The following is a 12,988-nucleotide window of genomic DNA, read 5'->3' on the forward strand; positions in this document are numbered from 1 at the left end:
GCCGAGGTGGCCCTGGAGGCGGATCGCCGCAGGTCAGCAGGTATGTCGGTGGTCGCTGGTTGGGTGGGTTCATGGAAGAGCTCGGGGGAGTGCAGGAGCGGCGGCTCGACGCGTGGTCGGCCGGGTCGATCGCCGCGGCGGCCCCGCCAGAATGGGTGGGTGCGCCGACGTGGGAGTCGCTGTCGCGGGACCACACCACCGACCATGCCGCAGGCGGCGCTGGGTGGCGTCACGGCGACGAGGGCGAGGACACCGAGGACGCCGGTGGGTGGGACCCCGAGGACGAGATCGACGGTCTGGGTGCGGAGGCGTACGCCGCGTTCATGGCGGAGGTCTACGACGCGCTGGACGGGCGGGGTCGGGACCTGCCGGCGCGGGAGCTGCACGGTGGTCTGGTCGAGGCGCGGTCCGCGTTGGGGCGGGCGGCCCTGACGCCCGAGGAGGCCGTCACCGTCCTGGACGACGCCCTGGTGGAGGCGATCGAGTCGGTCGGGCGGTTGCACACGCAGCTGGGGGCGGTGGGGTTCAGGCTGGCGAGGGAGGCCGCCGCCCGGGGCCTGCACCGGGAGGTCGCGCTGTCGTTGACGGACTGGTTGCGGGTGCGCTGCCCCTGGCTGAGCACGCAGGAGGCCGCGCAGGTCACCGATGTGGTGAGGGCGTGCGACTCACCGGTCACGGCGCAGATCGGTGACGCGGTCGCCGGCGGGACCGTGCCGGTGCACCGGGCGGCGCTGGTCGCGCGGACGATGAGGCGGCTGGAAGGGTGCCTGGACGTCGACCAGCGGGAGGCCTATGCCGAGATCGCCACCCGGGCCGCGGCGCGCCGGGACCTGCCGGACAAGGACCTGGCCCGGGTCTGCCACCAGCTCGTCGAGGACCTGCTGCACGAGGCGAGGCCGGGGGAGCGTGAGCGGGCCGCGCACGAGCTGCGGTCGGTCACCGCGCGTCGGGTCGGCCCGGGGCTGACCCGCTTCACGGTCGACGCCCCCGACGGCGTCGCCGCCACGATCAACGGGGTGCTGACCTCGGCGCTGGCCGCGCCGGCACCCGTCAAGGACGACCGGGGCGAGGTCGTCGAGCCCGACGTCCGCACCCCCGCCCAGCGACGCTTCGACGCGCTGGCCACCACCATCGGACGAGGCATCGGCAACCCGGGGGCACCGCCCTCGACGGCACGGGCCACGGTCCTGCTGGTCATCCCCTTCGACCCCGCCCGCGGGGTGCCCTTCGGTCCGGCCACGACGGCCACCGGTGACTACGTGCCGCCCCGGCAGGCCGTCGAGATCGCGTGCGGTGCCGACGTGACGCCGGTGTGGCTGTCCGCCGACGGCGCTCCGCTCGCGCTCGGCCGCGGCGCCCGCTATGCCACCCCCGCGCAGTGGAAGGCCCTGGTCGTGCGGGACGGAGGCTGCTCCTTCCCGGGGTGCAGCGCGCTCCCGCAGTGGTGCGACAGCCACCACGTCGACCACTGGGCCCGAGGCGGCCAGACCGACGTGGACCGGATGACCCTGCTGTGCGGACGGCACCACACCCACGTGCACCAGCACGACCTCACCGCCACCATCAGCGGCGGCACCGTCACCTGGCACGTCTGACCACCCCGCCCCGCAGCCGACCCGAGCGGATCGGCGGCACGGGCGTGTCCGACGACAGGTCCCATGCTCCTCCGCCAGCCGGCGCTGGCCCTCTCACCCCATGGTGCGCTGCCCGTCGCCAGCCCGGCGCTGGCCCTCTCACCCCATGGTGCGCTGCCCGTCGATCGACTCCCGGATGATGTCGGCGTGCCCGGCATGCTGCGAGATCTCGGCGATCAGGTGCAGGGCCACGCGGCGCACGGACCACGAGACACCCTCCTCGAACCACGGCGCGGCCGGGAGCGGGTGCGACAGGTCCAGGTCCGCCTCCTGCACAAGGCGCGCCGTCTCCCGTCCCACGTCGAGGACCCGCTGCCGCAGGACGGGCAGCGTCTCGTCGTCGGTCAGGTCGAAGCGGTGGTCCTCCCACTCGCCCCAGTCCTCACCGCCCTCCGCCGCGACGGCGTCGACCGCGTCCCAGTCGACGTCCTGGTCGTACGAGGCCCCGAACGCCTCGGCCCCGCGCAGGGCGAACTGCATCCACTCCGCCTCGGTGTCCGCGACGTGCTTGAGGATCGAGGCGATGCTGAGCGCGCTGACCGTGCTCGCCGTCCGGGCCTGCTCCTCCGTCAGCCCCTCGCTGGTCTGCAGCAGGAAGCCTCGGTGCCGGTCGAGCGCGGAGATGAGGTCGCTCCGCTCGGTGTGCGATGCCATGGGAGGCAATCTAGGACTCCCCGGGGCCTGATGACCAGGGGTGGAGGGGTGACCGCGCCTGTGATGACGGCGCTCGACACCACTTCTCCTGCACCCTGCTCCTCCGAGCAGGGTGTGGGCCAGGTCAGCCGTGGAGAGGGCTCGGTGGTCCGTCTCGTTCGACCCCCTCAGAAGGCCTCCTGAGCAGCAGCGCGACGGTCAGCACGAAGCCCACCGGCCAGGCCACCAGAAGCAGCAGCAGGATCAGGTCGGTGCCCGACCCGCCGAGGGTCGACCCCGGCTGCTCCAGCTCGGCCAGCCGTGAGCCGACGAGATGCACACCCAACGCGACGGTCGCGAAGGCGAACAGCGCCGGGGCCCATCCAAGGGGGTGCCGAGGCGCCAGTGCCGTCACCACGAGCGCGACGGACGCTCCCCCGACCAGTCCGGAGGCCGTGGCGCGGGACGCGGGATAGTCGTCCACGAGCACCCACAGGACACCGAGCACCACCAGGGTCGCGTAGCCCCACGTCGCCCAGACGACTCCTGACCTCATCGGCTGTCCGCCGCCCCCGCCTCCCCCGCCGCCCGCGTCGTCTCAGTCGTCTCCGCCCTCTCCGGCACGAGCTCGTCCCCCACGGCGACGGTCCCCCGTCCGCCGGTCAGTCCCACGGGCACCAGGCGGATGCCGAACCAGGTGGTGCCGTCCCACCTGCGGTGCCGAGCGAGGGTGCGGATCGGCTCCTTGCCCGTCTCCAGCGTCTGCGTGTCGATCTGCGTCATGACGCAGCGGTCGCACAGCTCGGTGCGGCGGTAGCGGACCTGGCCGACCGTGACGAACTCCCAGGTGTCCTCGACGAAGGGCTCGACGCCCGGACCGTCGACGACGAGGTTGGGACGGAACCGGCTCATCGGTACCGGCTCGCCACCGCCCTCGAGGATCCAGTCGCCGAGCCGAGCCAGCGAAGCCTCCGTCGTCAGCAGCAGCGGCCCGGTGTCGGCGAGCGACACCGACTCCCCCTCCTGGCCACCGTGCGCACCGGAGATCCGGCGCACGGTCGGGTCCTCCTGCCACACCAGGCGCAGCCCTCGCCCCGCCCTGTCGCTGACCCACTCGCTGACGTCCTGGTCGGCCGGCGGCGCGAACCCCTGCCGCGAGTGACCGACCGGGACCGGGGGCACCCCGAGCGGGGTCTCCACGAGGATGGAGTCGCCGTCCCGCGCGGTGATCCGGATGGTCTCCTCGTCCACGGTCGTCGCGGTCAGCCCCAGCAGCTCGTGGCACTCGCGGGCGGTCACCGGGAAGCCGTCCGGCCCCACGACACCCCAGCGCCGGTCCCCCTCCAGCCCCCACGGCTCGACCACGGACTCGCCCACCGACTCCCCGCCGAAGGACTTGACGGGATACCTCCACAGCTCGCTCACGCGCATACCTCAGCGTGTCACGACACCCCCGACCCCGCGCGGGAACGCCACGGTCCCGCCCCCCGCCTCGTGTAGACAGGACCCATGACATCGCCGTCGCAGACCACCAAGAGCTCGCGGGAGGGTTGGAGCCTCGTCGGCCCGGGCCTCATCGTCGCCGCCACCGGCGTGGGCGCCGCCGACCTCGTCGCCACCGTCATCGCGGGGCAACGCTTCGGCTACGCCCTGCTCTGGGCGGTCGTCGTCGGCTGCCTGCTCAAGGTGGTCCTCGTCGAGGGCGCCGGCCGGTACTCCCTCGCGACGGGCAACACGATCTACGAGGGCTGGGCGACGCTCGGCCGGTGGACGAGCTGGTACTTCGCTCCCTACATCGTCATCTGGGGCTTCGTCTACGGCGCCGCCGCCATGGCGGGGACCGGCCTGCCGCTGCACAGCCTCTTCCCGTGGCTCTCGGTGACCGGCTGGGGGGTCCTGTCCGGCCTCGTCGGCGCGGCGCTCGTGTGGTTCGGCCGGTATGCCTTCTTCGAGAAGGTCTGCGCGGCGCTGGTGGGCGTCATGTTCGTGACGATGTTCCTGGCCGCGCTGCTCACCCTCCCCAACATCCCCGAGCTCGTCGCCGGCCTGGTCCCGCGGATCCCCGAGGGGGGCCTCATCAACGTCCTGTCCGTCGCGGGCGGGGTCGGCGGCACCATCACGCTCGCGGCCTACGGCTACTGGATCCGGGAGAAGGGCTGGACCACCCCCGGCCACATGCGGGTCATGCGCCTCGACAACACCGTCGCCTACACCGTCACCGGCATCTTCGTCATCTCCACGCTCATCGTCGGAGCCGAGCTGCTCTACTCCGCCGGCATCGCGGTCGAGACCGGGGACGAGGGTCTGCTGGACCTTTCCGAGGTCCTGCGGGACCGGTACGGCGCATGGGCGGGGACCGTCTTCCTCGTCGGCTTCTGGGCGGCCGCCATGAGCTCACTGGTGGGCGTGTGGAACGGCGTCTCGATGATGTTCGCCGACTTCGTGGGTCACGCCCGGAAGCTCCCCAAGGACCACCCGAGCACCCGGCTGGGCGGCACCTGGTACCGCGCCTACATCCTCTGGCTGACCTTCCCGCCCATGATCATGCTGTTCCTGGGCCAGCCGGTGTGGCTGATCCTGGCCTACGGCGTGCTCGGAGCCTTCTTCATGCCCTTCCTCGCCGTCACCCTCCTGTGGATCCTCAACACGTCCCGGACCCCGCAGGAATGGCGCAACGGGCCGGTGGTCAACGTCCTCATGGCCATCTGCGCGCTGCTCTTCGCCTGGCTGGCCGTCACCCAGGTCCAGAGCGCGCTCGAGCGGGCGTTCGGCGGCTGAGCCGACGACGTCGGTGGTATGCGGGGGTGGGCGGCCGACGCCCTGCGCCCGGCCGGCACAGGGACCGCTGTACGACCTGATGTAGTAGCATGGCTGCACGCCGTCGACGTCAGGAGCAGCCCATGAGCGACTCGCCCACGACCACCCTCTCCGAGCGGGAGTGCTGGGACCTCCTGGCCGCGCACGAGTTCGGCCGGCTGGCCTACCACCTCACCGACGAGGTCCACATCGCCCCGGTGAACTACGCCGTCGACCGCGACCGCCTCGTCTTCCGGACCGCCGAGGGCTCCAAGCTGCTGGGCGTCGTCATGGACTCCGACGTCGCTTTCGAGATCGACCAGGTCGACGACGACGCGGAGACCGCCTGGAGCGTCATCGCCCGCGGCACGGCCGGGGTCCTCGAGGGCCAGGAGGCCCGCGAGGTCGACAACCTGCGGCTGCGGCCCTGGGTCGGCACCGAGAAGTTCAACGTCGTCGCCATCACCATCACCGAGGTCAGCGGGCGGAGGTTCGCTCTGAGCCGTCCGTGGCGGCACCTGCGGCGGCACGGCTGACCCGCAGCGCCGCCACGACGTAGCTCAGCGCACCCAGCCAGACCGCGACGATCACGGCATACACGACGGAGCGGGTCACGTCGCCGGCGTCGACGAGCTCAGCGCGCAGGAGCGTCCGGGCGTTGGTGAGCACGATGAGCCCGCCGACCCCCACCCCGAGCAGCCGCGGCGGGATGACCCGCACCAGCCAGGCGGCGATCGGCGCCGCGACGATCCCCCCGGCGAGCAGCGCCAGCACCCACGTGACGTTGATCCCCTGGTGCCCCAGACCCACGAGGAAGCCCAGGCTGGCGGCCAGCGCGACGAGGAACTCCGAGGCGCTGATCGAGCCGACGACCCGCCGCGGCTCCATCCGGCCGCTCGCCAGCAGCGCGGGCGTACCCACGGGACCCCACCCGCCGCCACCGGTCGCGTCCAGGAAGCCCGCGAACAGGCCGAGCGGGGCCAGGAACCGGTGCCGCAACGGCTGGCCGATGCGGTCGGTCCGCATGCCGGCCCGGGTGAACCGGGCGAGCAGGTAGACCCCCAGGACCAGCAGGATGGTGGCGGTGATCGGCCGGGCGACCTCGGCGTCGATCGAGCTGAGCACGGTGGCACCGAGGAAGGCGCCCACCGCACCCGGCACACCCACCCGCCAGACGACCGCCCAGTCGACGTTGCCGAACTTCCAGTGCGACGCGCCGGAGGCCAGCGTCGTCCCGATCTCGGCCAGGTGGACCGTCGCCGAGGCTGCCGCCGGGTTGGTGCCGAGCATGAGCAGCAGCGTGGTGGTCGTCACGCCGTAGGCCATGCCGAGGCCGCCGTCGACCAGCTGGGCCGCGAGCCCGACGAGCGCGAGCAGGATGAGTTGACGCATGAGCCCCTCCTGAAGGGGTGAGAGCCACGGGACCGGCCGGGGTCGGCCGGATTAATCCTGCTAATCCTGTCGGTCGACTAGGATTAATGTCAAGCGGCGCCCTCGCACTCTCGTGCGGTGCCAGGAGAGCGGGGTATGCCTGTGGGTCGGGCGGGTGCGAGACACTGGGCCGGTGGACATCTCGGCACGCTCGGACTACGCGGTGCGGGCCATGCTCGCCCTCGCCGCCGGCCAGGGCGGGCAGGACGGCCAGGACGAGCCCGCGGCACGGGAGGCCACTCCCGTCTCGGTCGACCGGCTCGCGCAGGCGCAGGACCTGCCGGTGAAGTTCCTCGAGGCGATCGTCGCCGACCTCCGCCGAGCAGGCCTGGTTGCCTCCCGTCGGGGGGCACGCGGCGGCTACCTGCTGGCCCGCCCCGCCGCCGAGATCGCCGTCGGCGACGTCATCCGTGCCGTCGACGGGCCGCTGGCCGAGGTGCGGGGCCTGCGGCCGCACGACACGGCATACCCCGGAGAGGCCCAGCACCTGCCCGCGCTGTGGGTGGCCACCCGGGCCGCGCTGCGCGCCGTGCTCGACGGGACCAGCCTGGACCAGCTGCGGCACGGCGCCTGGCCCGCCGAGGTCACCGAGCTGCTCCGCCAGCCCGACGCGTGGGAGAGCCGCTGAGCCGTCGTCGGCGCCCGGCGGTCCCGCCGACACCCCCGACGAGGACGGCTCAGGTACGCACGTGCGTACCTGAGCCGTCGGCGACCGGCGCGTCCCCGGCCGGGAGGGTCAGCCCTCCTTCATCCCCTGGGTGATGAGGTCCATGACCGAGGAGTCGGCCAGCGTCGTGACATCGCCGACCTCGCGGTTCTCAGCGACGTCCTTGAGCAGGCGCCGCATGATCTTGCCCGAGCGCGTCTTGGGCAGCTCCGCGACGATCATGATCTGCCGCGGCTTGGCGATGGCACCGATCTCCTTGGCGACGTGCTGGCGCAGCTCGGCGACGAGGTCCTGGCCCTCGCCCTCCTCGTCGGCCTGCTCCACGGCCTCCTCGCGCAGGATGACGAAGGCGCAGATGGCCTGACCGGTCGTCTCGTCCGCCGCCCCCACGACCGCCGCCTCGGCGACCTTGGGGTGGCTGACCAGGGCCGACTCGATCTCCGCGGTCGACATGCGGTGGCCGGAGACGTTCATAACGTCGTCCACACGGCCGAGCACCCAGATGTTGCCGTCCTCGTCCAGCTTCGCGCCGTCGCCGGCGAAGTACATGTCCTCGAACCGGCTCCAGTAGGTCTCCTGGTAGCGCTCCGGGTCGCCCCAGATGCCGCGCAGCATGGAGGGCCAGGGGTCGGTGACGACGAGGTAGCCGCCGGACCCCTTCTCGACCGGCTGCCCCATGTCGTCGACGACGACCGCGTTGATGCCGGGGATGGGGTGCTGCGCCGAGCCGGGGCGGGTCTCGGTGACCCCCGGGATCGGGCTGATCATGATGGCGCCGGTCTCGGTCTGCCACCAGGTGTCGACGATGGGGCACCGGCCGCCGCCGATGACCTCGCGGTACCACATCCACGCCTCGGGGTTGATGGGCTCACCCACCGACCCGAGGAGCTTGAGGCTGGAGAGGTCGAACTTCTCCGGGATCTCCTTGCCCCACTTCATGAACGTCCGGATCGCCGTGGGGGCGGTGTAGAGGATCGTCACCTTCTTGTCCTGGACGATCTCCCAGAAGCGGCCCTGGTGCGGGGTGTCCGGGGTGCCCTCGTACATCACCTGGGTCGCACCCAGGGTCATCGGGCCGTAGACGATGTAGGAGTGGCCGGTGACCCAGCCGATGTCGGCGGTGCACCAGTAGACGTCGGACTCGGGGTGGATGTCGTGGACGACGTGCGAGGTGTACGCGGTCTGCAGCAGGTAGCCGCCGGTCGCGTGGAAGATGCCCTTGGGCTTCCCGGTGGTCCCCGAGGTGTAGAGGATGAACAGCGGGTGCTCGGCGTCGAAGGCCTGCGCCTCGTGGGTGGCGTCGGCCGCCTCCAGCGCCTCGTGCCACCAGGTGTCGCGACCCTCGGTCCACTCGACGTCCTGCTCGGTCCGCCGGACGACGAGCACGTTCTCGACCGGGTTCTCGCCACCCTCCAGCGCGCCGTCCACGACCGACTTCAGCCCCGAGGGCTTGCCCCGTCGGTAGCCCCCGTCGGCGGTGATGACGACCTTGCTGCCGGCGTCGGCGATGCGGCTGCGCAGCGCGTCGGAGGAGAAGCCCCCGAAGACGACCGAGTGCGGGGCGCCGATGCGGGCGCAGGCGAGCATGGCGACCGCGGCCTCGGGGACCATCGGCAGGTAGATCATGACGGCGTCGCCCTCGCGGACGCCCAGGTCGGTGAGCGCGTTGGCGGCCCGCTGCACCTGCTCGTGCAGCTCGGCATACGTGATGTCGCGCGTGTCGTCCTCGGGCTCCCCCACCCAGTGGATCGCGACGCGGTCGCCGTGGCCGGCCTCCACGTGCCGGTCGACCGCGTTGACGCACGCGTTGAGCCGCCCGCCCAGGAACCACTTCGCGAACGGCCTCTCGCTCCAGTCGAGGACCTGGTCGAAGTCGGTCTCCCAGTCGAGGTACTCCCGCGCCTTCTGCGCCCAGAAGCCCTCCCGGTCGGCCTCCGCCTGCTCGAAGAGCTCGGCCGTGCCGTTGGCCTGGGCGACGAACTCCTCACTCGGCGCGAAGGTGCGCTCCTCGTGCAGCAGGTTGGACAGTCCCTCGTCGGACATGGGTTCTCCTTGCGCTCGGGGTCGTCCTGCCGAGTATGCCGTGCCCTCCCCGACGCGCGCAGGTCCGGGGCGACCAGGGGTCGAGGACCTGCGCCGAGCGGTCGCGGGTGCGCGGCGAGCGGGACCGCCGGGCGGGTGGCAGGCTGGAAGCCTGACCGGAGTCTGGGAGCTGGCGGGGCGGATCGCCCACGGGAGCGTGCTACGTTCGCCGGCTTGTCCACCCGAACCCGATGAGGGAGATGGAACATGTCCGCCACGAGGAGGCTCGCAGCCGTGAGCCTGAGCGTGACCCTGAGCCTGGTGGGGCTCTCCGCCTGCGGCGGCTCCGACGACTCCGGTGACACCGACGCAGCGAGCAGCAGCTCCCCCGCCGGGTCCGACGACGCCGCCGCCAGCAGCGCCCCCGACCGGGCCGCGCCCGACGCGATGCCCGAGCCCGACCTGGAGCAGATCCCGGACCCGGTGGCCACGGTCAACGGCCAGGACGTGACGAAGGAGGAGTTCGTCACCTACTACGAGAGCCAGTTCGCCAGCGCGGCCGGTCAGGCGCAGATGAGCGGCGAGGAGCTGGACGAGGAGCAGCTGCAGCAGGACACCCTCGAGGTCGTCGTCGACAGCGTGCTGCTGCGTCAGGCCGCCGAGGAGGAGCGCCTGGACCCCTCCGACGAGGAGGTCGACACCCTGCTCGAGGAGCTGGCCACGGGCAACGGCCTGGAGTCGGTCGACCAGTTCCTGGAGGTGCTCGCGCAGCAGGGCATGGACGAGGAGACCGCGCGCCGGGAGGCGGCCAGCCAGCTCGCCATCCAGGCCTACGTCGAGCAGGAGGCGCCCGTCGAGGAGCCCTCGGAGGAGGAGCTGCGCGCCTACTACGACGAGCTCGTCGCCCAGCAGGAGGACGCCGGAGGCGGCGAGGACGACGCCGCGGGCACAGCCGCCCCGCAGCAGCCGGAGATCCCCGAGTTCGACCAGGTCCGGGACCAGCTCGCCCAGCAGCTGCAGTCCGAGGAGCAGGCCGCGGCCACCGACGAGCTGGTGGCCGGGCTGCGCGAGGACGCGGAGATCACCAGCAACCTCTGAGCACCAGCGCACCCCTGAGCCGGGAGGGTCCCCGGCTCACGCGATGAGGTCCTCCGGGGTGTGCAGCCGCACCAGCGTGCGCGCCGCACCCCGGGGGATCCCGTGCGGGGTGAGCAGCGAGACCACCACCATGACGACCCCGACCAGGGGCACGATCCACGCCGCCGGCTGGGCGAGCAGCGCGTCGGCCCAGCCGCCCTGGTCCCCGGCGAGCACGGTCACCGCCACCGCGCCGATGGCCAGGACGGCACCCGTCAGCAGCCCGGCCGTGGCGCCCTGCACCGACAGCCGCGGCCACCACACCCCCAGCGCCAGCAGCGGGAAGAACGTCGAGGCGGCGATGACGAAGGCCAGGGTGACGAACGCCGCCAGCGGGACCTCGGGGAAGACGCCGACCCCGGCGAAGGGCACGAGCACCGCCACCACCGCGGCGATCCGGAAGCCGGCCACCTCGGAGTGGTCCCCGGGCACCGCCCGGGCGAGCAGGGGCCGCACGACGTCCTGGTTGAGGACCCCGGTCACCGCGAGCGCCAGGCCGGAGGACGTCGAGAGGAAGGCCGCGAAGGCACCACCGGTCAGCGCGGCCAGGAGCACCTCGCCGCCGACCCCGGGCAGCACCTCCGCCGGCAGCCGCAGGACCACCGTGTCCGCCCGCACCCCCGGCCCCAGGGTGGGCAGGTAGGCCCGGCCGAGCACGGCATACACCACCGTGACGACGTAGAACAGGCCGAGGAGCACGAGCACCCGCACCGTCGTCGCCCGGGCGCCGGTGCCGTCCGGGTTGGTGTAGTAGCGGACCACCACGTGCGGCAGCCCCATCGTCCCCAGCGCCAGCGCCAGCATGAGCGAGAGGGTGCGGTAGAGCCCGTGGCCGTCGGTGTGCGGGCCGCTGCCGGGCAGCACCCACGCCTCGGTGACCTCCAGCCCCGGCCCCTGCGTCCCCCACCACACGGCCAGCAGCACCCCGGCGGGGATGGCGAGCGCGGAGAGCTTGATCCAGTACTGCACCGCCTGCACGAGCGTGATCGAGCGCATCCCGCCGGCCGCCACGGAGAGCACGACCACCCCGACGACCAGCACCGGCCCCAGCCACAGCGGGGCGCCGGAGACGAGCCGCAGGGTGAAGCCGGCGCCCTGCAGCTGCGGCAGCAGGTAGAGCCACCCGATGAAGACCACGAGGACCGAGCACAGGTGGCGGACCGAGCGCGACTCCAGGCGGGCCTCGGCGAAGTCGGGCAGCGTGTAGGCCCCGGACCGGCGCAGCGGGGCGGCGACGAGCACGAGCAGCACGAGGTAGCCGACGGTGTAGCCGACCGGGTACCAGAGCGCGTCCACCCCCTGGTCGTAGATGAGGCCGGCGACCCCCAGGAAGCTGGCGGCCGAGAGGTACTCCCCCCCGATCGCGGCGGCGTTGCGCTGCGGTGAGACGGCGCGCCCGGCGACGTAGAAGTCGCTGGTGCGCCGGGACAGCCGCAGCCCGAAGGCGCTGAGCGCGACGGTGACGAGGCAGACGAGCAGCACCGCCGCCCCGGCCGGGCTCGGGGCCACGCTCAGCGCTCCCGGGCCACGGCGGAGAGCCGCCGCTCGATCCGCGTCGCCGCCCGGGTGTACCACGCGGCCACCGCGACGAGGACGGGGTAGACGAGGACGGCCAGCACCGGCCACACGACGGGGACCCCGGCGACCTGCACCGACCGTGCGGCGGGGAGCACGGCATACAGGACGGGTATGCCGCCCAGCACCACCGCGAGCCCGGCCAGCACCCCGAGGGCGAGGCGGAGCTGGGCCCGCAGCAGCCCGCGGAGGTAGAGCTCGCCGGCCCCGGTCTGCTCGACCAGCGCGGCGGCCATCGGGCGGCGCCGGGCGGTGGCCGCCTCGCGCCGCGAGGAGGTGACCCGGACCCGCGTCTCGAACCGCGGCGGCGTCCCCTCGCTCACGCGCCCTCGCCGAGGACCCGCTCGCGCACGGTGCGGGCGTGCCGACGCGCCACCGGCAGCTCGGGGCCGTCGGGCAGCAGCCGCAGGCTGAGGCGTCCCTGTGCCTGGCGCACCTGACCGACGTGGGCGAGGTTCACCAGGGTGGAGCGGTGGATCCGGATGAAGCCGGCCGCTGCCCAGCGCTCCTCCAGGGTGGTGAGCGGCAGCCGCAGCAGGTGCGACGCGGAACCGGTGAAGAGGCGCACGTAGTCGCCCTGGGCCTGGACGTAGCGCACCGACGAGCGCTGGACGAAGCGGGTGACGCCACCGAGCTCGACCGCGATGCGTTCCTCGGCGGGATCCGGCGGGGTGCCCGGGGCCCGGCCGGCGACCTCCGCCGGCTCGACCGTCGCGGGGCCGCGTTGCGCGAGGGCGGCGACCACCCGGTCGACGGCCTGGGAGAGCCGTGCCGGCGGCACCGGTTTCATGACGTAGTCGACCGCGCGGACCGCGAAGGCGTCGACCGCGTGCTGCTCGTGCGCGGTGACGAAGACGACCAGCGGGGGCCGGGCGAACCGGTTCACCACCCGGGCGAGCTCCATGCCGTCCAGGCCCGGCATCGAGATGTCGGAGAAGACGACGTCGATGTCGCCGTCCTCGAGCGCGCGCAGCGCGTCGGTGCCCGAGGCCACCGGGTGCACGCTGCCCAACCGGCCGTCCTGCTCCAGCAGGTAGGTCAGCTCGGACAGGGCCGGCGGTTCGTCGTCGACGACGAGGGCACGCATGGGGTC

General features: G+C 73.0%; 13 protein-coding genes. 5 read left to right on the forward strand and 8 right to left on the reverse strand.

Features of this window, described 5'->3' with window-relative positions; all coding sequences use genetic code 11:
- The first annotated feature begins 71 nt into the window (after positions 1-71).
- Entirely contained in the window at positions 72-1,595 is a 1,524-nt protein-coding gene (locus AVL62_RS15965) for an HNH endonuclease signature motif containing protein (protein ID WP_083519035.1), read from the forward strand.
- Positions 1,596-1,733: 138 nt separating this feature from the next.
- Here AVL62_RS15965 and AVL62_RS15970 read toward each other — a convergent pair whose 3' ends face one another.
- The 3 genes from AVL62_RS15970 to AVL62_RS15980 form a co-directional block, all read right to left on the reverse strand.
- Positions 1,734-2,288: a DinB family protein gene (locus AVL62_RS15970; protein WP_058892651.1), complete on the reverse strand. Its 555-nt coding sequence runs from the start codon at positions 2,286-2,288 to the stop codon at positions 1,734-1,736.
- Between the two features lie 124 nt (positions 2,289-2,412).
- Positions 2,413-2,823 carry a hypothetical protein gene (locus tag AVL62_RS15975; RefSeq protein WP_058892652.1) on the reverse strand — a complete coding sequence of 137 codons (411 nt, stop codon included), beginning with the start codon at positions 2,821-2,823 and terminating at the stop codon, positions 2,413-2,415.
- Complete coding sequence (locus AVL62_RS15980; RefSeq protein ID WP_058892653.1) at positions 2,820-3,698, reverse strand: MOSC domain-containing protein; 879 nt, start codon at positions 3,696-3,698, stop codon at positions 2,820-2,822. The genes AVL62_RS15975 and AVL62_RS15980 overlap by 4 nt, the downstream gene beginning before the upstream one ends.
- 78 nt (positions 3,699-3,776) lie before the next feature.
- Here AVL62_RS15980 and AVL62_RS15985 point away from each other — a divergent pair, with 78 nt between their 5' ends.
- Both AVL62_RS15985 and AVL62_RS15990 read left to right on the forward strand, forming a co-directional pair.
- Positions 3,777-5,045: an Nramp family divalent metal transporter gene (locus AVL62_RS15985; protein WP_058892654.1), complete on the forward strand. Its 1,269-nt coding sequence runs from the start codon at positions 3,777-3,779 to the stop codon at positions 5,043-5,045.
- Between the two features lie 122 nt (positions 5,046-5,167).
- Positions 5,168-5,599: a pyridoxamine 5'-phosphate oxidase family protein gene (locus tag AVL62_RS15990; RefSeq protein WP_058892655.1), complete on the forward strand. Its 432-nt coding sequence runs from the start codon at positions 5,168-5,170 to the stop codon at positions 5,597-5,599.
- Here AVL62_RS15990 and AVL62_RS15995 read toward each other — a convergent pair.
- Positions 5,541-6,455, reverse strand: a complete 915-nt coding sequence (locus AVL62_RS15995; protein ID WP_058892656.1) for a sulfite exporter TauE/SafE family protein — start codon at positions 6,453-6,455, stop codon at positions 5,541-5,543. The genes AVL62_RS15990 and AVL62_RS15995 overlap by 59 nt on opposite strands.
- 172 nt (positions 6,456-6,627) lie before the next feature.
- On the opposite strand from AVL62_RS15995, the gene AVL62_RS16000 reads away from it, so the two are divergent.
- Positions 6,628-7,122, forward strand: coding sequence for an RrF2 family transcriptional regulator (locus AVL62_RS16000; protein ID WP_058892657.1), 495 nt, complete (start codon positions 6,628-6,630; stop codon positions 7,120-7,122).
- A gap of 108 nt (positions 7,123-7,230) precedes the next feature.
- On the opposite strand, the gene acs is transcribed toward AVL62_RS16000, so the two are convergent.
- Positions 7,231-9,204: an acetate--CoA ligase gene (acs, locus tag AVL62_RS16005; RefSeq protein ID WP_058892658.1), complete on the reverse strand. Its 1,974-nt coding sequence runs from the start codon at positions 9,202-9,204 to the stop codon at positions 7,231-7,233.
- Between the two features lie 273 nt (positions 9,205-9,477).
- Between acs and AVL62_RS16010 the strand changes: the two genes are divergently transcribed.
- Positions 9,478-10,281 (forward strand): SurA N-terminal domain-containing protein, encoded by an 804-nt coding sequence (locus AVL62_RS16010; protein ID WP_058892659.1) that lies wholly within the window; start codon positions 9,478-9,480, stop codon positions 10,279-10,281.
- Between the two features lie 36 nt (positions 10,282-10,317).
- On the opposite strand, the gene AVL62_RS16015 is transcribed toward AVL62_RS16010, so the two are convergent.
- Genes AVL62_RS16015 through AVL62_RS16025 form a run of 3 tightly spaced genes read right to left on the reverse strand, consistent with a single transcriptional unit; the run spans position 10,318 to position 12,982 of the window.
- Positions 10,318-11,829: a cation acetate symporter gene (locus AVL62_RS16015; protein WP_058892660.1), complete on the reverse strand. Its 1,512-nt coding sequence runs from the start codon at positions 11,827-11,829 to the stop codon at positions 10,318-10,320.
- A 2-nt stretch (positions 11,830-11,831) separates the two neighbouring features.
- On the reverse strand, positions 11,832-12,218 hold the full coding sequence (locus tag AVL62_RS16020) for a hypothetical protein (RefSeq protein WP_058892661.1): 387 nt from the start codon (positions 12,216-12,218) through the stop codon (positions 11,832-11,834).
- Positions 12,215-12,982: a LytR/AlgR family response regulator transcription factor gene (locus AVL62_RS16025; RefSeq protein WP_058892662.1), complete on the reverse strand. Its 768-nt coding sequence runs from the start codon at positions 12,980-12,982 to the stop codon at positions 12,215-12,217. Before AVL62_RS16025 ends, AVL62_RS16020 begins: the two co-directional genes overlap by 4 nt.
- Between the last annotated feature and the right edge of the window lie 6 nt (positions 12,983-12,988).

This window comes from Serinicoccus chungangensis (assembly GCF_001483745.1).
In the GTDB taxonomy this organism is placed as follows: Bacteria; Actinomycetota; Actinomycetes; order Actinomycetales; family Dermatophilaceae; genus Ornithinicoccus; species Ornithinicoccus chungangensis_A.